The organism is Rhodococcus sp. NPDC058505, assembly GCF_042720095.1.
In the GTDB taxonomy this organism is placed as follows: domain Bacteria; phylum Actinomycetota; class Actinomycetes; order Mycobacteriales; family Mycobacteriaceae; genus Rhodococcus_G.
The window spans coordinates 137,956-158,336 of record NZ_JBHXNB010000007.1; the positions used below are offsets into that span (position 1 = coordinate 137,956).

Sequence of the window (20,381 nt, forward strand, 5' to 3'; positions counted from 1 at the left end):
CAGACCGGGACGATCAGGACAGGTCGACCTGCGCCACACGCGCGTCGAGCTGCGAGGTGATCTGCGCGACCTCGGCGTCACCGACGACGCGGTCGACGCGCAGGATCACGGTGGCGCCCTCGCCCTCGGCGTCCTGGCTCAGCGCAGCGGCCTGGATGTCGATGCCCGCCGTGCCGAGCACGGTGCCGAGGATGCCGAGCACGCCCGGCCGATCCGTGTAGTGCACGACGATGTTGTGGCCCTCGGCCCGCAGGTCGAAGCTGCGGCCGTTGACGGCGACGATCTTCTCGACCTGCTGCAGGCCGGTCAGCGCACCGGCGACGGTGGTGACGGTGCCGTCGGCGGCGACCGCGCGCACCTCGACGGCGCTGCGGTGCGTCTGCGCCTCGCTGTGCTTCTCGACCTCGACGGTGACGCCGCGCTGCTCGGCGAGCTGCGGGGCGTTGACGAACGTGACGGCCTCGTCGCTGCTCGCGGAGAACAGGCCGCGCAGCGCGGCGAGACCGAGGATGTCGACGTTCTCGGCGGACAGCTCGCCGCTCGCGATCACCTGGACGTTCTGGACGGCCTCGGTCGACAGCGTGCCGGCGAGCAGGCCCAGCTTGCGGACCAGCTCGAGCCACGGCGCGACCTCTTCGCCGACCGGGCCGCCGGAGACGTTGACGGCGTCCGGCACGAACTCGCCGGCCAGGGCCAGCAGCACGGACTTGGCGACATCGGTGCCCGCGCGGTCCTGGGCCTCGGAGGTGGAGGCGCCAAGGTGCGGGGTGACGACGACGTTGTCGAGGTCGAACAGCTTGGAGTCGGTGCACGGCTCGGTGTTGAACACGTCGAGACCGGCGGCGCGAACCTTGCCGTTCACGAGCGCGTCGTACAGCGCGTCCTCGTCGATCAGACCACCGCGGGCGGCGTTGACGATGATGACGCCGTCCTTGGCCTTGGCCAGGCGCTCGGCGTTGATCAGGCCCGCGGTCTCCTTGGTCTTGGGCAGGTGCACCGAGATGAAGTCGGCACGCTCGACCAGCTCGTCGATGTCGACCAGCTCGATACCCAGCTGCGCCGCGCGGGCCGCGGGCAGGTAGGGGTCGTACGCGATGAGGTTGGTCTCGAACGCGGCGAGACGCTGCGCGAACAGCTGACCGATGCGGCCAAGGCCGACGACGCCGACGGTCTTCCCGAGAATCTCGGTGCCGTTGAAGCTGGAGCGCTTCCAGGTCTTCTCCCGCAGCGTGCGGTCGGCGGCCGGGATCTGACGGGCGGTCGAGAGCAGCAGCGAGACGGCGTGCTCGGCGGCCGAGTGAATGTTGGAGGTCGGCGCGTTGACGACCATGACGCCGCGCCCGGTCGCGGCCGGGATGTCGACATTGTCCAGCCCGACGCCGGCGCGGCCGACGATCTTCAGCTTGGCGGCCGCGGCGAGGACCTCGGCGTCGACGGTGGTCGCGGAACGCACGAGCAGGGCGTCCGCCTCGGGCACGGCGGCCAGCAGGGCGGGACGGTCGGGGCCGTCCACCCAGCGCACCTCGACACCGTCTCCGAGCGCATCGACGGTCGATTGTGCGAGCTTGTCGGCGATCAGGACAACGGGACGGCCATTCTGGCTCACGAGCGAACTCCCTGTGTTAGGTGTCTGGGCGGATCGTCACCGAACCGGGGCGCGGTGCGGTGCCCGCAAAGTTCGTGACCCGGACAGCTTAGTTGCCCCCACAGTTCGGTATCACCCCGCGGGTCGGCAGTACCACATCGTGGACGCGGGAACGATCCGCACGCGCATCACCGGGTACGCGTGTCGGCCGCCTCGCCCCCGGAAAGCGGACGGGCCCGATGCCCTCCGGAACAGGTGCACTGTCCGGGAGGGCATCGGGCCCCGCGCTACCGCGCCTGTGCGTGATTTTTACCCCGATCGGGGTAAAAATCACGCACAGTGGCGAAGCCGCTCAGGCGGTCTCGGTGATCGGGCGATCGACCCAGCTCATCAGGTCGCGCAGCTTCTTGCCGGTGACCTCGATCGGGTGCTCGGCGTTCGCCTTGCGCAGGCCCTCGAGCTCGGTGTTGCCGTTCTCGACGTTGGCGACGAGGCGGCGGGTGAACTCGCCGGACTGGATGTCCGCGAGGATCGCCTTCATCCGCTCCTTGGTGCCCGCGTCGATGACCCGCGGACCGGACAGGTAGCCGCCGAACTCCGCGGTGTCGGACACCGAGTAGTTCATCCGGGCGATGCCACCCTCGTACATCAGGTCGACGATGAGCTTGAGCTCATGCAGCACCTCGAAGTAGGCCATCTCGGGGGCGTAGCCCGCCTCGACCATGACCTCGAAGCCGGTCTTGACGAGCTCCTCGGTGCCACCGCAGAGGACGGCCTGCTCACCGAACAGGTCGGTCTCGGTCTCCTCCTTGAAGGTCGTCTTGATGACGCCGGCGCGGGTACCGCCGATGCCCTTCGCGTAGGACAGCGCCAGGGCCTGGCCCTCGCCCTTCGGATCCTGGTGGACCGCGATCAGGGCCGGGACGCCCTTGCCGTCGGCGAACTGACGACGCACCAGGTGGCCCGGGCCCTTCGGCGCGACCATGCCGACCGTGACGTTGGCCGGGGGCTTGATCAGGTCGAAGTGGATGTTGAGGCCGTGTCCGAAGAACAGCGCGTCGCCGTCCTTGAGGTTCGGCTCGATGTCGTTCGTGTAGATCGACGCCTGCGCGGTGTCGGGCGCGAGCAGCATGATGACGTCGGCCCACTCGGCGACCTCGGCCGGGGTGCCGACGGTCAGGCCCTGCTCCTCGGCCTTCGCGCGGGACTTGGAGCCCTCCTTGAGACCGATGCGGACATCGACCCCGGAGTCGCGCAGGCTCAACGAGTGCGCGTGGCCCTGGCTGCCATAACCGATCACCGCGACCTTGCGGCCCTGGATGATCGACAGGTCGGCGTCATCGTCGTAGAACATCTCGACTGCCACTGGTATTACCTCTCCTCTGGATACAGCCTTGCGGGAATGAGTAGAACTTAGCTAGCGGGTGGCCGTGATCGACTTCGGGCCACGTCCGACCGCGACGACACCCGACTGCACGATCTCGCGGATGCCGTACGGGTCGAGCATCCGGAGCAGCGCGTCGAGCTTGGACCGGGTACCGGTCGCCTCGACCGTGAGCGACTCCGGCGAGACGTCGATCACCTTGGCGCGGAACAGGTTCACCGCCTCGATGACCTGGGTGCGGACGCTGGCGTCGGCGCGCACCTTGATGAGCACCAGCTCGCGCGCGACGGACGCCTCCCCCTCCTGCTCGACGATCTTGATGACGTTGACGAGCTTGTTGAGCTGCTTCGTCACCTGCTCGAGCGGGAACTCGTCGACGGTGACGACGATCGTCATCCGCGAGATGTCGGGCAGTTCGGTGCCGCCGACGGCGAGGGACTCGATGTTGAATCCACGCCGGGAGAAGAGTGCGGCCACCCGGGCCAGCACGCCCGGCTTGTCCTCGACGAGAACGCTCAGGGTGTGGCTGGTGCTCACTTGTCTTCCTCTCCCGCTGCAGCGGACGCGGCCGAACGCTGCTCGCGTTCCATCGCCTGGTGAATGACGGTCGGCTCGGCCACCGACTCGTCGTCATCGAACAGCGGACGGATGCCCCGCGCCGCCTGGATCTCGTCGTTGCTGGTGCCCGCCGCGACCATCGGCCACACCTGGGCGTCGGCACCGACGATGAAGTCGATCACGACCGGCTTGTCGTTGATCGACTGCGCCTCGCGGATCGCCGCCTCGACGTCCTCCTCCCGCTCGACCCGGATGGCGTGGCAGCCCAGCGCCTCACCGAGCTTGACGAAGTCGGGGATGCGGACCGCGCCGTGGGTGCCCAGGTTCGTGTTCGAGTACCGCTCCTCGTAGAAGAGGGTCTGCCACTGCCGGACCATGCCGAGGTTGCCGTTGTTGATCAGGGCAACCTTGATCGGCACGCCCTCGACCGCACAGGTCGCGAGCTCCTGGTTGGTCATCTGGAAGCAGCCGTCGCCGTCGATGGCCCACACTTCCTTCTCCGGGGCGCCCATCTTGGCGCCCATCGCGGCCGGGACCGCGTACCCCATGGTGCCGAGGCCGCCGGAGTTGAGCCAGGTGCGCGGCTTCTCGTACTTGACGAACTGGGCGGCCCACATCTGATGCTGGCCGACGCCCGCGCAGTAGACGGCGTCGGGACCGGCGAGCCTGCCGACCGCCTCGATCACGAACTCGGGCGAGAGCGCACCGTCGGACGGCTTGCCGTACGCCAGCGGGTAGGTGGTGCGCAGGCCGTCCAGGTACTCCCACCACGCGCCGAGGTCGAAGGTGGTTCCGGTGGCCAGGTCGGCGCGGATCGCCTCGATCAGCTCGACGATGACCTCCTTGCAGTCGCCGACGATCGGCACGTCCGCGTACCGGTTCTTGCCGATCTCGGCGGGGTCGATGTCCGCGTGGATGACCTTCGCGTCGGGGGCGAACGAGTCGAGCTGACCGGTGACCCGGTCGTCGAACCGCGCGCCGAGGGTGATCAGCAGATCCGAGCGCTGCAGCGCGGCGACGGCGGCGACGGCGCCGTGCATGCCGGGCATGCCGCAGTGCAACCGGTGGCTGTCGGGGAACGCGCCGCGGGCCATCAGGGTGGTCACGACCGGGATCCCGGTGAGCTCGGCGAGCTCGAGCAGCTCCGCGGACGCCTCGGCCTTGATGACGCCGCCACCGACGTAGAGGACCGGCGACGCCGACTCGGCGATCAGGCGGGCCGCCTCCCGCACCTGCTTGCCGTGCGGCTTGGACACCGGACGGTAGCCGGGCAGCCGCATCTCGGGCGGCCAGGAGAAGGTGGTCTGCGACTGCAAGATGTCCTTCGGGATGTCGACGAGGACCGCGCCCGGCCGACCGGAGGACGCCAGGTAGAACGCCTCGGCGATGATCCGCGGGATGTCGATCGGATCGGTGATGAGGAAGTTGTGCTTGGTGATCGGCATCGTGATGCCGGAGATGTCGGCCTCCTGGAAGCCGTCGGTGCCGATCAGGCTGCGCGCGACCTGCCCGGTGATCGCGACGACGGGAACCGAATCCATCTGCGCGTCGGCGAGCGGGGTCACCAGGTTCGTCGCGCCGGGGCCGGAGGTGGCCATGCAGACACCGACCTTGCCGGTGGCCTGGGCGTACCCGGTCGCGGCGTGGCCGGCGCCCTGCTCGTGCCGGACCAGGACGTGCCGCACCTTCTGCGAGTCGAACAGCGGGTCGTAAACCGGGAGGACCGCGCCGCCGGGAATGCCGAACACGGTGTCCACCTCGAGCTCCTCGAGTGCCCGGACCACGGACTGGGCGCCGGTGACCCGCTCGGGTGCGACCTGGCGTCGGTTGCCGGGCTGGGGGGCTGCCGTCGTCGGTCCGGGCTGAGCCCCGGCCTTGCGCGGCGTTGGCTGCGGCCGTGCGGTTGGTGCGCTCACTGGTGATTCCTCTGGTGTTGACGGTTCGAGCTGATTCCGGGCAACAAAAAACCCCCGTCAGCATTGTCTGCTGTACGAGGGTGGCGCGTCGTGCTGTGCGAGTTGACGGAAGTATCGACTCAGGCGACGACGCGCCGGCCGATTACGAGCAACTCATTCTGCTTCACGCGATAGAAGGTAGGCGCGTCAAGGGTGAACAGTCAACTTTTTTGAGCATGCTGTCCCAGAATGTGAGAGCGCCAGCTGCGAATGCGAGAATGGTGTGGTGTCGTCCCCATCGCAGCCCGTGCCACCGTCCCCATCCTCCCACACCCGCGGACCCGCCCCCACCGCAGAACCGGTCCGCCACTCCATTCAGATCTCGAGCCTCGGACTGCTCGGCGTCCTGCTGCTCGCCTTCGGCCTGAGCTTCGTGATCTTCGCCAGCCCGCCGTGGGTGTCGGTCCTCTGGCTCGTCCCGGTCGGCGTCGCCTACTGGATGCTGCGGGTCCGGACCGTCGTCGACGCCAGCGGGCTGCACGTCCGCCGGGTGTTCAGCAGCGAGGTCATCTCCTGGGACGAGATCAAGGGATTCCGGTTCCCCAAGCGCGGCGGCTGGGCGCGTGCCGAACTGACCGACGGCACCGAGAAGTCGCTGCCGGTCGTCACCTTCGGCCGCCTGCCGCTGATCGCCGAGGCAAGCGGCGGCCGCGTCACCGACCCGTACGCCGTCGCCGACCGGATCGAACGCGAACGCCACGACCGGGAGCACGCCGAGCAGGCGGAGTCGACTGGCAACGAGGCGGAGTCGGCTCCCGACGCCCACTGACCCGCGCGTACCGTTGGGGGGATACCCGGCGCGTTCTCCGGCCCCAGCCCACCGGACCGGTGCGCGCCCCGATGAGCGAAGGACGCCCATGCCCCCGCTGAGGTCACGCACCACCACCGTCGGACGCAATGCTGCCGGAGCCCGCTCGCTGTGGCGCGCCACCGGCATGACGGACTCCGACTTCGGCAAGCCGATCGTCGCGATCGCGAACTCCTACACGCAGTTCGTCCCGGGTCACGTGCACCTGAAGAACGTGGGCGACATCGTCGCCGAGGCGGTCCGCGCCGCGGGCGGCGTGCCGCGCGAGTTCCACACCATCGCCGTCGACGACGGCATCGCGATGGGCCACGGCGGCATGCTGTACTCGCTGCCGAGCCGCGAGATCATCGCCGACTCCGTCGAATACATGGTGAACGCGCACACCGCCGACGCGCTGGTGTGCATCTCCAACTGCGACAAGATCACCCCCGGCATGCTCAACGCCGCGATGCGCCTGAACATCCCGACGGTGTTCGTCTCCGGCGGACCGATGGAGGCGGGCAAGGCGGTCGTCGTCGGCGGTGTCGCGCAAGCCCCCACCGACCTGATCACCGCCATCTCCGCCTCCGCGAACGACGCCGTCACCGACGACGGGCTCGACGAGGTCGAGCGCAGCGCCTGCCCGACCTGCGGGTCCTGCTCGGGGATGTTCACCGCGAACTCGATGAACTGCCTCACCGAGGCGCTCGGGCTGTCGCTGCCCGGCAACGGGTCGACGCTGGCCACCCACGAGGCGCGGCGCGCGCTGTTCTCCCGCGCGGGCACCACCGTCGTCGAGGCCGCGCTGCGGTACTACCGCGACGAGGACGAGTCGGTGCTTCCCCGGAATATCGCCTCCCCCAAGGCGTTCGAGAACGCGATGGCGCTCGACGTCGCGATGGGCGGCTCCACCAACACGGTGCTGCACACCCTCGCCGCCGCGCAGGAGGGCGAGGTCGACTTCGACCTGACCACCATCGACGCGATCAGCCGTCGGGTGCCGTGCCTGTCGAAGGTCTCCCCGAATTCCGACTACCACATGGAAGACGTGCACCGGGCGGGCGGAATTCCCGCGATCCTCGGCGAACTGCGCCGCGCCGGACTGCTGCATACCGACGTGTCCACGGTGCACACCGCGAGCTTCGACGAGTGGCTCGACACCTGGGACATCCGCTCCGGCAAGGCGTCCGACGAGGCCATCGAACTCTTCCACGCCGCGCCGGGCGGAGTCCGCACCACCGAGCCGTTCTCCACGGCGAACCGGTGGAGCGCACTGGACACGGACGCCGCGGGTGGCTGCATCCGCGACCTCGAGCACGCGTACACCGTCGAGGGCGGCCTGTGCGTGCTGCGCGGCAACATCGCCGTCGACGGCGCGATCCTCAAGACCGCGGGAATCGACGAGGACCTGTTCTCCTTCCAGGGCCCGGCGGTCGTCGTCGAGTCGCAGGAGGAGGCGGTCTCGGTGATCCTGCAGAAGCAGATCAAGCCGGGCGACGTGATCGTGGTGCGCTACGAGGGCCCGAAGGGCGGCCCCGGGATGCAGGAGATGCTGCACCCCACCGCATTCCTCAAGGGCGCGGGCCTCGGCAAGGTGTGCGCGCTCGTCACCGACGGCCGCTTCTCCGGCGGCACCTCGGGCCTGTCGATCGGGCACATCTCGCCCGAGGCGGCGGCGGGCGGCGTCATCGGGCTGGTGGAGAACGGCGACCAGATCCGCATCGACGTCACCACCCGCGCCCTCGAGGTGCTCGTCGACGATGCGGTCCTCGCCGAGCGGCGCGCCAAGATGGAGGCCCGCGAGCGACCGTGGCAGCCCGTCGACCGGCAGCGCACCGTCACGACCGCTCTGCGCGCGTACGCCGCGCTCGCGACCTCCGCCGACAAGGGTGCGGTCCGGCAGGTCCCGTAGCCACACCGCCTCGGGTGAGGGGCACCTTCGACCGGTCCGACCGGTCCAAGGTGCCCCTCACCCGTTCGGGTGTCAGGACAGGGGGTTCGCCCCGTTGAGGAAAATCCACAGGCACACCCCGCCCGCGACGCCGAGCAGCAGCACCACGAAGGACCCGACGTGCGGTCTGGTCGCCCACTTGCGGCGGCCGTCGACGGAGATGCGGCCCGGGCCGGTGAGCACGATCGCGACCAGCATCGCCGTCAGCAGCAGTTCGAGTTCGGGCCCGTCCGGGGCGAACCACTGCAGGCCCGGTTCCGCCGCCTGGGTGACACACCAGGCGTTGATCAGGACGGCGAGCAGACCGGCCGCGGCGAGCGGGGTGAACAGCCCGAGGATCAGCAGCGCCCCGGCGGCCACCTCACCGATCGCCCCGGCCAGGGCCAGCCACCGCGCCTGCTCGAAGCCCGACTCGACGAGGAAGGCCTCGAAGCCGTCGAGTCCCGGGCCACCCCAGATCCCGAACAGCTTCTGCAGACCGTGCGCAAGGGCAACCGCACCGACCGCGACCCGCAGCACGAGGAGGCCCAGGTCGAGGGTGCCGCGCGGGGTCCGTTGCGCCGCCGCCGGGGGCACCGCCTCCGGCGCCGCTACGGGCGCGGCCAGTGCCGCGGCAAGCTCGCGGTCGTAGGAGTCCGCCGTCCGCAACTCCTCGGTCGGGTGCGGCGGCGCCGGGTCGGGGTGGTCGCCGCCCCCGTACGAGGGGATCTGTTCGGTCGGCATCAACCCGAGGTCGTCATCGCTCGTGGGGAACCGTTCCGTCGGCTGGTCGAACGGGCTCGCCGCCGCGGGCCCGAAGCCGTCACTGTCCTTGTGCTGTCGCGGGTTGTCGGTCACGAAATCCAGCGTAGAACGGGTGGGTCACCGCCGACCGGTTCGGCGCGCGGGCGGACCGTTGTCGTACCGTGCCAGGTATGGCGATCTCTCGTGCGGCGTACCGCACCGCGGCGCTGTCCACGCTCGCCGCGGTTGCCCTCACCGGCTGCGCACGCTTCGACGACAGCGCATCGACCCCGTTCACTCCGGTGCCGACGTTCTCCGCGGGCGACGTCGAACCCCGGTCGCCCGGCACACCGCCGCCGACCACGACCCCCGGCGAGACGACAACGGAGCCCGCGCCGTGCGTCGATCCCGACCCCGCGGTCATCGCCACCTGCCTGGACACCACCGCCTCGGTCACGATGCTGCCCGGCGGCCAGTCCGCCCTGGTCACCGAGCGCCGGACCGGACGGATCCTGCGGGTCGCGCCCGGCGCGCCGGTCCAGGAGGTGGCGCGGGTCGCCGTCGACGGCTCCGGCGACGGCGGCCTGCTCGACATCGCCCTGTCCCCCACCTACGCCGAGGACAACCTCCTGTACGCCTACATCACCACGGCGGGCGACAACCGGGTGGTGCGAGTCGCCCCCGGTGACACCCCGAAGGACGTCCTGACCGGCATCCCGCGCGGCGCACGTGGCAACGCGGGCGCCCTCGTCTTCACCGGGCCGAGCGAACTCGCGGTCCTCACCGGCAACGCCGGAAACCCCGCGGCCGCAACGGACCCCGCCTCGCTCGCCGGGAAGCTGCTCCGGGTCACCGGGCTCACCCCTGCGCAGGACCATCCGGCGCCGCAGGTGCTGCTCTCCGGGATCGGCACGGCAGGAGACGTGTGCGTCAATCCCCTCGGCGGTGGCGTGTGGGTCACCGACCGGACCGTCCTCGAGGATCGGCTGCAGCGCGTTGCGGCGGACGGCGCGACCGGAACGCCGGTGTGGACGTGGCCGGACCGGCCCGGTGTCGCAGGCTGCACCGCCGTCGACGGCGGGGTCGCGGTGGCGCTCGGCGACGGCAAGGCCCTCGCTGTGCTCCCGATCGACGGACGGACCGGTGCCGCGCAGGCCGCGCCGTCGCTGATCGCGCAGGAGAAGTACGGCCGGCTCGGCGGTGCCGCGCTCGGCGCGAACAGCGAGGTCTGGGTATCGACCGTCAACAGGTCCGGCGGCGAGGCTCCTGGGCCGAACGACGACCGGGTGGTCCGAATCCCCGCACCCCAGGGCGGCGGCGGCTTCGACTGATCGCCACGCCGCGGCGGCGGTCAGCCTGCGGGTGTCGGGGCAGGCCGCCGGTCCAGCAGCGACGCCGCGGTCGGCAGCAGCAGCACCGTGATCGCGCCCGCCGCGACCAGGATTGACGCATTCGCGGTGGTCATCTGCCCGGCGTCGACCGCGACCTGAGTCACCGCGACGATCAGCGGCAGGCCGGTCGCGGCGTACAGCCCGACCCGGGCCCGCGCCAGCACCTGCGGGGGCGTCGCCGTCCCGTCGGGGCCGCGGTCGAAGCGTTCGGCCACGAACACCGGCACCCCCCGCACCAGCAGGATCAGGACGAAGAAGACCACCAGGACACCGGGATTCGCGGCGACGGCGGACACGTCGATGGCCATGCCCGAGGTCACGAAGAAGATCGGGATCAGCAGCCCGAACGCCAACCCGTCGAGCTTGGCCTCGAGCTTCTCGTCCCCGCGCGGGAAGGCCCGGCGCAGGATGAACCCGGCCGCGAACGCGGCGAGGATGCCGTCCACGTCGAAGAGCGCGGCCAGCGCGCCGAGCGAGACGAGCAGCAGGATCGTCAGGCGCACCGTCGTCTGCGCGGTGGTCTCGGAGCCGAGCCGGATGATCGAAAGCACCTTCGACCCCTCGCGGCGCACCGCGGCCGGGATGAACGCGACCGCGACCGCGGCGGCCGTGAACAGGCCGAGCACGATCACCGATCCGATCGTCCCGCGCGACCCGAGCAGCACCGCCATCGCGACCACCGGCCCCAGCTCGCCGACCGCGCCGTGGTTGAGGACGGTCCGGCCGAGCGGGGTGGCGATGACCCCGCTGTCCTTGAGGATCGGCAGCAGCGTGCCCAGCGCCGTCGAGGTGAGCGCGATCGCGACGGCGACCTCCGCGTCGATCGCGCCGGTCGCCCCGAGAATCCCGATCACGGTGAACGCCAACACCAGGCACACCAGCCAGGTGACCAGCGCGCGGCGGCCGCCGCGCCCGGTCAACTCGTCGGTGTCGATCTCGAACCCGGCGAGCAGGAACAGCATCCCCAGACCCAGTTCACGCAGCAGACCGATCTCCGGCCCCGCCGCAGCGAGGTCGAGCACGTGCGGCCCGATGATGATGCCCGCGATCAGCAGCAGCACCACCTCGGGCACCAGCTTCCGCGGCACCAGACCGGCGAGCAGCGGCGCGATCACCGCGCACAGGGCTATCCAGAACAGCGAGGCCGATACCGAGGGCATGGACCCGATTATCGGGCCAGCGCCCCCGGTTTCCGGTCAGCGCGCCGCGGTGCGGCGGATTCGGTTCAGGAGCAGGCGGCGATGACGAGTTCCTTGACCCGCGCCGGGTCGGCCTGTCCGCGGGTGGCCTTCATGACGTCACCGACGATCTTGCCCGCGGCAGCGACCTTGCCGCTGCGGATCTTCTCGGCGATGTCGGGGTTCGCGGCGAGCGCCTCGTCGACGGCGGCCTGCAACGCCGAGTCGTCCCGGACCACCTCGAGTCCGCGGGCGGCGACAACCTGCTCCGGTTCGCCCTCGCCATCGAGCACCCCGTCGATGACCTGGCGGGCCAGCTTATTCGTCAGCTTGCCGTCGGCGACGAGCGCGATGACGGTCGCGACCTGCGCCGGGGTGATCGCGAGCGCACCCAGCTCGACGCCGCGGGAGTTGGCCTGCTGCGACAGGTACGCGACCCACCACGACCGCGCCTCCGATGCCGGTGCACCCGCCTCGGTGGTCGCGATGACCAGGTCAAGGGCGCCCGCGTTGACGAGGTCGCGCATCTCCTCGTCGGAGACCCCCCACTCGGCCTGGATGCGGGCGCGCCGCAGCCACGGCAGCTCCGGCAGCGTGCCGCGCAGTTCCTCGACCCACGCGGCGTCGGGGGCGACCGGCTCGAGGTCCGGCTCCGGGAAGTAGCGGTAGTCCTCGGCGGTCTCCTTGCGGCGGCCCGCGGAGGTGGTGCCGTCCGCCTCCTGGAAGTGCCGGGTCTCCTGGATCACCTCGCCGCCCGCGACGAGAACCGCTGCCTGGCGGCGCATCTCGTAGCGGACCGCCACCTCGACGGACTTGAGCGAGTTGACGTTCTTGGTCTCGGTGCGGGTGCCGAACTCCGGCGCGCCGATCGGCATCAGCGAGATGTTCGCGTCGCAGCGCATCGACCCCTGGTCCATCCGGACGTCGGAGACGTCGAGGGCCTTGAGCAGATCCCGCAGCGCGGTGACGTAGGCGCGGGCGACCTCCGGGGCGCGTTCCCCGGCGCCGGTGATCGGCTTGGTGACGATCTCGACGAGCGGCACGCCTGCCCGGTTGTAGTCGAGCAGCGAGTGGCTCGCGCCGTGGATGCGTCCGGTCGCGCCGCCGACGTGCAGCGACTTGCCGGTGTCCTCCTCCATGTGCGCGCGCTCGATATCGACCCGCCAGGTGCTGCCGTCGTCGAGGACCACGTCGAGGTAGCCGTCGGTGGCGATCGGCTCGTCGTACTGCGAGATCTGGTAGTTCTTCGGCTGATCCGGGTAGAAGTAGTTCTTCCGCGCGAACCGGCCCCACGGGGTGATCGAGCAGTTCAACGCGAGCCCGATCCGGATCGCGGACTCGACCGCGGCCGCGTTCACCACCGGCATCGACCCGGGCAGGCCGAGGCACACCGGGCACACCTGGGTGTTCGGCTCTGCGCCGAAGGTGGTCGGGCAGCCGCAGAACATCTTGGTTGCGGTGTGCAGTTCGACGTGCACCTCCATGCCCATCACGGGCTCGAACGTCGCGAGCACGTCGTCGTAGGCGAGCAGGTCATCGGACATGGCGGCAGTCATGGCCCCGAGTTTATTCGCCCCCGCCACGCCGTTACGACCCGCATCCGGCTCCGCCGGGGACGACCCGCGCCCGACTCGACCCGCGCCCGCTCAGCCGAAGATGACCCGCATCTCCTGATACCGGCCGAGCGGGACACTCTTGTGGTCGGCGAGCGCCTCGTCGAAGTGCACCGCCGCGATGTCGGTGCCGTGCAGCGCGACCATCTTTCCCCACTCCTGCCGGGCAACCAGGTCGGTGACGGCCATCCCGAGCCGCGTCGCGAGGACCCGGTCGAACGCGGTGGGGACGCCGCCGCGCTGGATGTAGCCGAGCACGGTGGCGCGGGTCTCGATGCCGGTCCGTTCCTCGATCATCGGCGCGAGGACCTCGGCGATGCCGCCGAGCCGGGGCCGGTCGAACCCGTCGCGGCCCTTCGTCGAGTGCGCCTCGGTCATGTCCGGGAGGGTGAAACCCTCGGCGACGACAACCATCGGGGCGCGGCCGCGGTCCCGGACGCTGGTCACCCAGGTGCAGATCTGTTCGATGCTCTCCGGATGTTCGGGGATCAGGATGGCGTGGGCGCCGCCCGCGGTCCCGGAGTGCAAAGCGATCCAGCCTGCGCCGCGACCCATCACCTCGAGCACCATGCACCGTTTGTGCGAGTTGCCGGTGGTCCGCAGGCGGTCGATCGCCTCGGTCGCGATCTCGACGGCGGTGTCGAAACCGAACGTGTAGTCCGTCGCGTCGAGGTCGTTGTCGATGGTCTTCGGGACGCCGACGATCTTGATGCCCTCGTCGTAGAGGCGTTGCGACGCGGCGGCGGTGCCCTCGCCGCCGATGGCGATCACCGCGTCGACGCCGAGCCGCTCCATCGTGCCCGCGATCGCGTGCGCGCCCCCACCGGGGCCCTGATAGGGGCCGAATCGGCTGGTGCCCAGGATGGTGCCGCCCTCGTGTGACAGGCCGCGAACGGTCGGCCGGTCGAGGTCGATCATGGTGCCCTCAACCAGACCCCGCCAGCCGTCCAGAAATCCGACGAACCGCTGGCCGTACACGGTGGTGCCCTTGAGGACCGCGCCGCGAATGACCGCGTTCAATCCGGGGCAGTCGCCCCCGCTGGTGAGAATTCCGACCGTGGTCATCGGGCACCCCTGTCCGCGCGCGTCGTCCGTGCCCCATCCTGCCCCCGCCGGACGGCGGCGTCATCCCGGCCACGGGATCAGCCGGGGGTGACGACACCCGTCTCGTACGCGAGGACCACCGCCTGGGCGCGGTCCCGCAGGTGCAGCTTCGCGAGCACCTTCCCGACATGGGTCTTGACGGTCTGCTCGGCAACGAACAGGGACTCGGCGATCTCGGTGTTGGACAGGCCCCGCGCGATCAGTTCGAGCACCTCCCGTTCGCGGGGTGTCAGCGTCGCGAGCTGCGCCGGCTCGGTCCTGCGTGCCACCCGCCGGGCCGCGACGTCCGCGATCAACCGCCGGGTGACCGACGGGGCGAGCAGCGCCTCGCCGTCCGCGACGACGCGGACCGCACGGATCAACTCGTCGGCGGGGGCGTCCTTGAGCATGAAGCCGCTGGCCCCGACCCGCAGCGCCTCGTACACGTAGTCGTCGATGTCGAAGGTGGTCAGCATCAGCACCCGGACCGGCGGCTGCACCGACGCGGCGAGGATCCGCTCGGCCGCCTCGAGACCGTTGAGCTCCGGCATCCGGACGTCCATCAGCACCACGTCGGGCCGCAGCCGGAGCACCTCCTCGACCGCGACCTTGCCGTTCGGGGCGTCCCCGACGACGCTGATGTCCGGTTGCGCGGCGAGCAGCGCCCCGAAGCCCTGCCGCACCATCGCCTGATCGTCCGCAATGAAGACCGTGATCGCCACCCGGCCAGCCTAGGGGTGCCCGGCGACCGGACCGAACTGTGGACCGGGCACCAGGCCACCCACAAACGACGGGATCCGGGCCCGCACCTCGAAGCCGCCCCCGGCGACGGGATGGGCGGTCAGGGTGCCGCCGACGGACAGGGCCCGATCCCGCATCCCGACGATGCCGTGCCCGCCGCCGCTGCCCGCCTGTGACACCTCCTGCGCGGCAGCGCCGTTCGTCACCACGAGTTCGGTCGTCGTGGCATCCCCGGTGAGGCCGACCTGGACGGCGGCACCCGGGGCATGCCGTGCCGCGTTCGCGAGTGACTCCTGCAGGATCCGGTACACCGCGAGACCGCACGTCTCGGGGAGGGCGGGCAGCGGCCCCCGCTCGACGGTCACCGTCATGCCCGCGCGCCGGCTGCCGTCGATCAGGTCGTCGATCCGGTCTATGCCGGGCACCGGGGCGCTGTCGGGGGTGTGGCCGTCGCTGCGGAGCACCCCCAGCATGCCGCGGATCTCGTTGAGCGCGTCCCGGGCGGTGGCCCCGATCGAGTCGAACTCGGCCCGCGTCTCATCGGACAGGTCGGCCAGCCGGTACGGTGCGCTCTGCGCCTGCACCACCACCAGCGACATGTGGTGGGCCACGACGTCGTGCAGGTCCCGCGCGATCCTGGCGCGTTCCTCGAGCACCGCGCGGCGGGCGCGCTCCACCTCCGTCTCCTCCTCCTGCAGGGCGAGCTGCCTGCGGGAGAGGACCAGCCACCGGATCAGCAGACCGAACACGACGAGGGCGGTCAGCCCGACCGCCCAGCCGCGCCCGTCCTGCCCCGGCGCGTTCGCGAGGAACAGCAGCGTCGTCGCGAGCCAGGCCACCCCGACGATCGGCAGCGGCGAACGCATGCTCACCGCGAGCAGCAGCGCCATCAGCACCATCACGTGCACGACCTGCCACGGGAAGTCGTAGTCCGGGACGCGGTCGTACACCAGCGGGATCACCAGCGCCCCCGCCGCCGAGATCGACCATCCCAGTGCGGGGTTCGCCCGCACGAATACCAGCGGCAGCGCGGCGAGACCGGCGACCACCGGCTGCACCCCGGCCGGGACGTGGTGTGTCACCTGCAGTGTCGGCCACGCGATGGTGAACAGGACCGCCGTCACGAAGGCGATACCGACATCCCATCGCTGGGATCGGTTCAGCCTGGCGAGCCGGGGGCCCGCCGTCGCTGCGGCGTCCCGTGCGGCCGCGTCCAATGCTCGTTTCGTTCTACCCACACCCGAGAACACTAGGAAGGCCGGGCCGGATTGTCCTCACACCACGGGGGGAGATCGCCCCAGTACCGGGGTATCGAACCCCGCGGTCGGCCGTACCGCGGGTGCCACCGACGAACCAACCCCGGGAGGGATGTTCGCAGGTGGGCGCCGTTTCTAGCGTCGATGCCATGCGCAAATCCACCCTGGCCGTGTTCACCGCGGGCAGCGCCATCGCCCTGTCCGCCGCGCTCGCACCGCCGCCGGTGCAGGCCTCCGCCCGGGCGGAGGCACCGTCTCAGGTGGCCCGTGCGGTCGAGGCGCTCGTCGGGGGCGGCGCCGACGCCGCGGCCGCCGCGATCCCGGACGACTTCGCCGACGTCGCCGGCTACCGCCCGGTCACCGACGGCGCCATGCTGGTCAATCCGAACGGGCAGTGCTCGTCACCGGTCCCCCTGCCCGCCGAGTTCGACGGCGCCTGCCGGGGCCACGACCTCGGCTACGACCTGCTCCGGTACGCCGACCGCACCGGGACCCCGTTGGGCGGATGGGCGCGGCGGAGCCTGGACCGGCAGCTCGGGCAGCGTATGCACGACGCGTGCACGACCCGCCCCGACGACCTGACTCGCGCGTCGTGCGGTGTCGTCGCCGACGCCGCCGTCGCGGCGGTGCAGGCGAACTCGTGGCGGCAGGGCTTCGGCGTCCCGGTCCGGGAGCCGGTCGGCCCGATTGCTGCCGGTGTCGGTGGGGCGGCGCTGTTGGGGGCCGCGCTCGCGGCGGCGCACCGACGGCGCGGCAGGGCACACGCGGCGGCGGCGCCGGTCCTCGCCGGCGCGTCGCGGGCGGTGCGGGCGTGATGACGACGCTTCCCCGCACCGCGGTCGGTGCCCGACTCTCCGTCACGGCGGCGTCCGCGCTGCCCCGGGTGTCGAGCACGGTGGCCGTCACCGCGCTGATCGTGGCCTCCCTGATGCCGTCGCTGCTTCCCCGGTCGGCTCCGGTGCAGGCCGGGGTCACCGGCGTGTTCGCGGTGCTCGGTGTCGTGGCCGGCGCCGGGTGGCGGCGGCTGCGCGGCGACCGCGCCGCGGCGTCGGTGACGGTGCGGGGCTGGGTTGCGGCGGCGGCGCTCACCACCCTCGGGGCGGCGCTGACCGGTGCTGCCCGCTGGCAGAGCGGGCTGCGCGCCGCGACCGGGCTCCCCGACGTCGGTGTCGCGCACTGGGTTCTGGTCTCGGCGGGAGCCGTCGCGGTCGCCGCGTCGATCACCGGTGCGGCGGCGCTGCTGCGGTCCGCGGCCCGCCGGCTCGGCCGGTACCGCCTCATCGCGGGGCTGCTCGGCTGCGTGCTCGCCGTCACCTCGTGCACGGCGCCCGCGGTCGCCTCGGCCGACGGTCCCGAACCGGTGCTGCGGCAGCCGACCTCGCCGGCGATGTCGGGCAGCACCGCCTCCCCGGTGGGGTGGGAGAGCCTCGGCGTTGAGGGCCGCCGCTTCGTCACCGCCCCCGCGGCCGACGGGGTGACCCGCACCTATGTCGGGCTCGACAGCGCACCCGATCTCGCGGCGCGGGTGACACTCGCGGTGGCCGACCTGGAGCGGTCCGGCGGGCTGACCCGCTCCCATCTGGTGATCGCGGTGCCGACGGGGTCGGGGTGGATCGACGCCGGGGCGATCGCCGGGATGGAGCGGCGATTCGGTGGTGACGTCGCGGAGGTCGCGGTGCAGTACTCGGCGGCGCCGAGCTGGGTGACGTTCGTGTTCGACCGGGGCAGCGCCGAGGAGGCGGCCCGCGCCCTGTACCGGGCGGTGGCCCACCGGGTGTCGCTGCTCCCCGAGGACCGGCGGCCCCGCCTGCACCTGTATGGGCAGAGCCTCGGCGCGGTGGGTGTCGACGCGGCGCTGTCCGAACCGGTCGCGGTGCCCGCGTGCGGCAATCTCGTCGCGGGCCCACCGGCGGGCCGGGTCCCGACCGCGGACACCGTGGTGCTGGCCAATTCGTCGGACCCCGTCGTGCACTGGTCGCCGCGGCTGCTGGTCGCGCCGCCCCGGCTCGCCGGTGTCCGGCCGGACGCCCCGACACCGGCGTGGCTTCCGGTGCTGAGCTTCCTGCAGACCAGCGTCGACCTGCTCACCGCACTCGATGCCGCACCGGGCCACGGGCACCGCTACGGCACCGACCAGGGCACCCGACTTCCGACCTGCTGACGGGGGCCCGACGCGCGCCCCCGAACGACGCTCGGCCCGGGCCCCGATGGCGGGGTCCGGGCCGAGCCGGTCGAACACGGTCAGGCGACGGGCGAGCCGATCGGTCCGCGGGCGGCCTCGTACGCGGCACCGACCCGGTAGAGCCGTTCGTCGGCGAGTGCCGGGGCCATGATCTGCAGGCCGACCGGCAGGTTGTCGTCCGCGGACAACCCGGACGGCACCGACATCGCGCAATGGCCGGCCAGGTTGGTCGGCAGGGTGCACAGGTCGGACAGGTACATCGCCAGCGGGTCGTCCACCTTCTCCCCCAGCTTCCACGGGGTGAACGGGCTGGTCGGCGAGACGAGGACGTCGACCTTCTCGTAGGCGGCGTCGAAGTCGCGGGCGATCAGGGTGCGCACCTTGAGCGCGGAGCCGTAGTAGGCGTCGTAGTAGCCCGACGACAGCGCGTAGGTGCCAATCATGATGCGCCGCTTGACCTCCTTGCCGAAACCGGCGGCGCGGGTCGCGGCCATCACCTGGTCGGCGCTCATGGTGCCGTCGTCGACCCGCATTCCGTAGCGCATCGCATCGAACCGGGCCAGGTTGGAGGACACCTCGCTCGGCAGGATCAGGTAGTAGGCGGCCAGCGCGTGCAGGAAGTTCGGGCAGGACACCTCGACCACCTCGGCACCGAGGTCGGTCAGCTGCGTGACGGCGGCATCGAACGAGGAGAGGACGCCTGGCTGGTAGCTGTCCGAGTGCAGTTCCTTCACGACGCCGACGCGAACGCCCGTCAGGTCGCCGGTCGCGCCGCGGCGGGCCGCCTCGACGACGGGACGGACCGGGGCGTCGATGGAGGTGGAGTCGCGCGGGTCGTGTCCGGCGATCACCTCGTGCAGCAGCGCGGTGTCCAGGACGGTGCGGCCACACGGGCCGCCCTGGTCGAGCGAGGACGCGCAGGCGACGAGACCGAACCGGGAGACGGTGCCGTAGGTCGGCTTGGTCCCGACCGTCGCGGTCACCGCTGCGGGCTGCCGGATCGAGCCGCCGGTGTCGGTGCCGATCGCGAGCGGCGCCTGATTCGACGCCAGCGCCGCGGCACTGCCGCCGCCGGAACCGCCGGGGATCCGGCCGGTGTCCCACGGGTTCCTGGTCGGACCGTACGCGGAGTTCTCCGTCGACGAGCCCATCGCGAACTCGTCCATGTTCGTCTTGCCGAGGACCGGGATCCCGGCCGCGCGCAGCTTCGTGGTGAGCGTCGCGTCGTACGGCGCGACCCAACCCTCGAGAATCTTCGACCCGCAGGTGGTGGGCGCGTCGGTGGTGGTGAAGACGTCCTTGAGTGCCAGCGGGACGCCCGCCAGCGGCGAGGCAGGGGCCCCACCCGCGGCCAACGCCTCATCGACCTGCTTCGCCGCGGTCAGCGCCGCGTCACCGGAGACGTGCAGGAACGCGTTGTACTCGCCGTCGACGGCGGCGATCCGGTCCAGGTGCGCCTGGGTGACCTCGACGGAGGACACCTCGCGGGCGTGGATCTTCGACGCGAGGACGGCGGCGTCGAGGGTGGTCAGGTCGGCGGTCACTGCTCTTCTCCCAGGATCTGCGGGACGGCGAAACGCTCCTGCTCGACGGCGGGCGCACCGGACAGCGCCTGCTCGGGCGTCAGTCCCGGCACCACCACGTCGGGGCGGGTCACGTTGAGCAGCGCGTACGGGTTCGCGGTCGGCGGGACGTCGTCCGCGGCGACCTCCGCGACGGTCTTGACGTGGCTGAGAATCGAATCGAGCTGGCCGGCGAACTCGTCGAGTTCGGCGTCGGACAGCGCGAGCCGGGACAGCCGGGCGAGGTGAGCAACCTCGTCGCGGGAGATGGCAGGCACCCGTGGGCCCCTTTCAGGTCGGCGTCAGGAGATCCGCCCCAGCCTATCGGCTGCGCCGGAACCGGCTGCACGCAGCGCCCGGGGCGGCCGATCCGTTTCGACGCAGGAACGTCTCGATGTCCGCCGCTGTGACGGTTCCGCTGCGAGCAGGGCT

17 protein-coding genes are annotated in these 20,381 nt (G+C 71.4%); 5 read left to right on the top strand and 12 right to left on the bottom strand.

What is annotated here, in order from left to right; all coding sequences use genetic code 11:
* Nucleotides 1-13: 13 nt before the first annotated feature.
* The 4 genes from serA to ACFWPA_RS08265 all read right to left on the bottom strand — a co-directional run bounded on the left by serA (nt 14) and on the right by ACFWPA_RS08265 (nt 5,443).
* The gene (gene serA, locus ACFWPA_RS08250) at nt 14-1,606 is read right to left on the bottom strand and encodes a phosphoglycerate dehydrogenase (protein WP_378506567.1); all 1,593 of its coding nucleotides are present in this window, start codon (nt 1,604-1,606) and stop codon (nt 14-16) included.
* Nucleotides 1,607-1,937: 331 nt separating this feature from the next.
* Complete coding sequence (ilvC, locus tag ACFWPA_RS08255) at nt 1,938-2,939, bottom strand: ketol-acid reductoisomerase (RefSeq protein WP_378506744.1); 1,002 nt, start codon at nt 2,937-2,939, stop codon at nt 1,938-1,940.
* Between the two features lie 63 nt (nt 2,940-3,002).
* A complete protein-coding gene (ilvN, locus tag ACFWPA_RS08260; protein ID WP_378506566.1) occupies nt 3,003-3,506 on the bottom strand; it encodes an acetolactate synthase small subunit in 504 nt (167 codons plus the stop codon).
* A complete protein-coding gene (locus ACFWPA_RS08265; protein WP_378506565.1) occupies nt 3,503-5,443 on the bottom strand; it encodes an acetolactate synthase large subunit in 1,941 nt (646 codons plus the stop codon). The genes ilvN and ACFWPA_RS08265 overlap by 4 nt, the downstream gene beginning before the upstream one ends.
* Before the next feature lie 286 nt (nt 5,444-5,729).
* On the opposite strand from ACFWPA_RS08265, the gene ACFWPA_RS08270 reads away from it, so the two are divergent.
* Nucleotides 5,730-6,251: a PH domain-containing protein gene (locus ACFWPA_RS08270; RefSeq protein ID WP_378506564.1), complete on the top strand. Its 522-nt coding sequence runs from the start codon at nt 5,730-5,732 to the stop codon at nt 6,249-6,251.
* 88 nt (nt 6,252-6,339) lie between these two features.
* Complete coding sequence (gene ilvD / locus ACFWPA_RS08275; protein ID WP_378506563.1) at nt 6,340-8,181, top strand: dihydroxy-acid dehydratase; 1,842 nt, start codon at nt 6,340-6,342, stop codon at nt 8,179-8,181.
* Nucleotides 8,182-8,253: 72 nt separating this feature from the next.
* Here ilvD and ACFWPA_RS08280 read toward each other — a convergent pair whose 3' ends face one another.
* Nucleotides 8,254-9,057: a DoxX family protein gene (locus ACFWPA_RS08280; protein WP_378506562.1), complete on the bottom strand. Its 804-nt coding sequence runs from the start codon at nt 9,055-9,057 to the stop codon at nt 8,254-8,256.
* A gap of 77 nt (nt 9,058-9,134) precedes the next feature.
* Between ACFWPA_RS08280 and ACFWPA_RS08285 the strand changes: the two genes are divergently transcribed.
* Nucleotides 9,135-10,274, top strand: coding sequence for a PQQ-dependent sugar dehydrogenase (locus tag ACFWPA_RS08285; protein WP_378506561.1), 1,140 nt, complete (start codon nt 9,135-9,137; stop codon nt 10,272-10,274).
* Between the two features lie 20 nt (nt 10,275-10,294).
* Here the strand turns inward: ACFWPA_RS08285 and ACFWPA_RS08290 are convergent, their stop codons facing one another.
* The 5 genes from ACFWPA_RS08290 to ACFWPA_RS08310 all read right to left on the bottom strand — a co-directional run bounded on the left by ACFWPA_RS08290 (nt 10,295) and on the right by ACFWPA_RS08310 (nt 16,166).
* Entirely contained in the window at nt 10,295-11,494 is a 1,200-nt protein-coding gene (locus ACFWPA_RS08290; RefSeq protein ID WP_378506560.1) for a cation:proton antiporter, read from the bottom strand.
* Nucleotides 11,495-11,559: 65 nt separating this feature from the next.
* Nucleotides 11,560-13,068, bottom strand: a complete 1,509-nt coding sequence (gene gatB, locus ACFWPA_RS08295) for an Asp-tRNA(Asn)/Glu-tRNA(Gln) amidotransferase subunit GatB (protein WP_378569969.1) — start codon at nt 13,066-13,068, stop codon at nt 11,560-11,562.
* Between the two features lie 90 nt (nt 13,069-13,158).
* Nucleotides 13,159-14,190, bottom strand: a complete 1,032-nt coding sequence (locus tag ACFWPA_RS08300) for an ATP-dependent 6-phosphofructokinase (protein ID WP_378506558.1) — start codon at nt 14,188-14,190, stop codon at nt 13,159-13,161.
* Between the two features lie 77 nt (nt 14,191-14,267).
* Entirely contained in the window at nt 14,268-14,930 is a 663-nt protein-coding gene (locus tag ACFWPA_RS08305) for a response regulator (RefSeq protein WP_378506557.1), read from the bottom strand.
* A 9-nt stretch (nt 14,931-14,939) separates the two neighbouring features.
* Nucleotides 14,940-16,166 carry a sensor histidine kinase gene (locus ACFWPA_RS08310; RefSeq protein WP_378506743.1) on the bottom strand — a complete coding sequence of 409 codons (1,227 nt, stop codon included), beginning with the start codon at nt 16,164-16,166 and terminating at the stop codon, nt 14,940-14,942.
* 188 nt (nt 16,167-16,354) lie between these two features.
* Here ACFWPA_RS08310 and ACFWPA_RS08315 point away from each other — a divergent pair, with 188 nt between their 5' ends.
* Complete coding sequence (locus ACFWPA_RS08315) at nt 16,355-17,020, top strand: hypothetical protein (protein WP_378569970.1); 666 nt, start codon at nt 16,355-16,357, stop codon at nt 17,018-17,020.
* Nucleotides 17,020-18,366 carry an alpha/beta-hydrolase family protein gene (locus ACFWPA_RS08320; protein ID WP_378569971.1) on the top strand — a complete coding sequence of 449 codons (1,347 nt, stop codon included), beginning with the start codon at nt 17,020-17,022 and terminating at the stop codon, nt 18,364-18,366. The genes ACFWPA_RS08315 and ACFWPA_RS08320 overlap by 1 nt, the downstream gene beginning before the upstream one ends.
* A gap of 80 nt (nt 18,367-18,446) precedes the next feature.
* Here ACFWPA_RS08320 and gatA read toward each other — a convergent pair whose 3' ends face one another.
* Together gatA and gatC are read right to left on the bottom strand one after the other, a co-directional pair.
* Nucleotides 18,447-19,931 (bottom strand): Asp-tRNA(Asn)/Glu-tRNA(Gln) amidotransferase subunit GatA, encoded by a 1,485-nt coding sequence (gatA, locus tag ACFWPA_RS08325; RefSeq protein ID WP_378506554.1) that lies wholly within the window; start codon nt 19,929-19,931, stop codon nt 18,447-18,449.
* A complete protein-coding gene (gene gatC, locus ACFWPA_RS08330) occupies nt 19,928-20,227 on the bottom strand; it encodes an Asp-tRNA(Asn)/Glu-tRNA(Gln) amidotransferase subunit GatC (protein WP_378506553.1) in 300 nt (99 codons plus the stop codon). Before gatC ends, gatA begins: the two co-directional genes overlap by 4 nt.
* Between the last annotated feature and the right edge of the window lie 154 nt (nt 20,228-20,381).

Coding starts and splice junctions, on each gene's coding strand:
- ACFWPA_RS08320 (WP_378569971.1), top strand. CDS start 17,020: ATGACGACGCTTCCCCGCACCGCGGTCGGTGCCCGACTCTCCGTCACG.
- ilvD (WP_378506563.1), top strand. CDS start 6,340: ATGCCCCCGCTGAGGTCACGCACCACCACCGTCGGACGCAATGCTGCC.
- ilvC (WP_378506744.1), bottom strand. CDS start 2,939: ATGTTCTACGACGATGACGCCGACCTGTCGATCATCCAGGGCCGCAAG.
- ACFWPA_RS08315 (WP_378569970.1), top strand. CDS start 16,355: ATGCGCAAATCCACCCTGGCCGTGTTCACCGCGGGCAGCGCCATCGCC.
- ACFWPA_RS08285 (WP_378506561.1), top strand. CDS start 9,135: ATGGCGATCTCTCGTGCGGCGTACCGCACCGCGGCGCTGTCCACGCTC.
- gatB (WP_378569969.1), bottom strand. CDS start 13,068: ATGACTGCCGCCATGTCCGATGACCTGCTCGCCTACGACGACGTGCTC.
- ACFWPA_RS08290 (WP_378506560.1), bottom strand. CDS start 11,494: ATGCCCTCGGTATCGGCCTCGCTGTTCTGGATAGCCCTGTGCGCGGTG.
- ACFWPA_RS08300 (WP_378506558.1), bottom strand. CDS start 14,190: ATGACCACGGTCGGAATTCTCACCAGCGGGGGCGACTGCCCCGGATTG.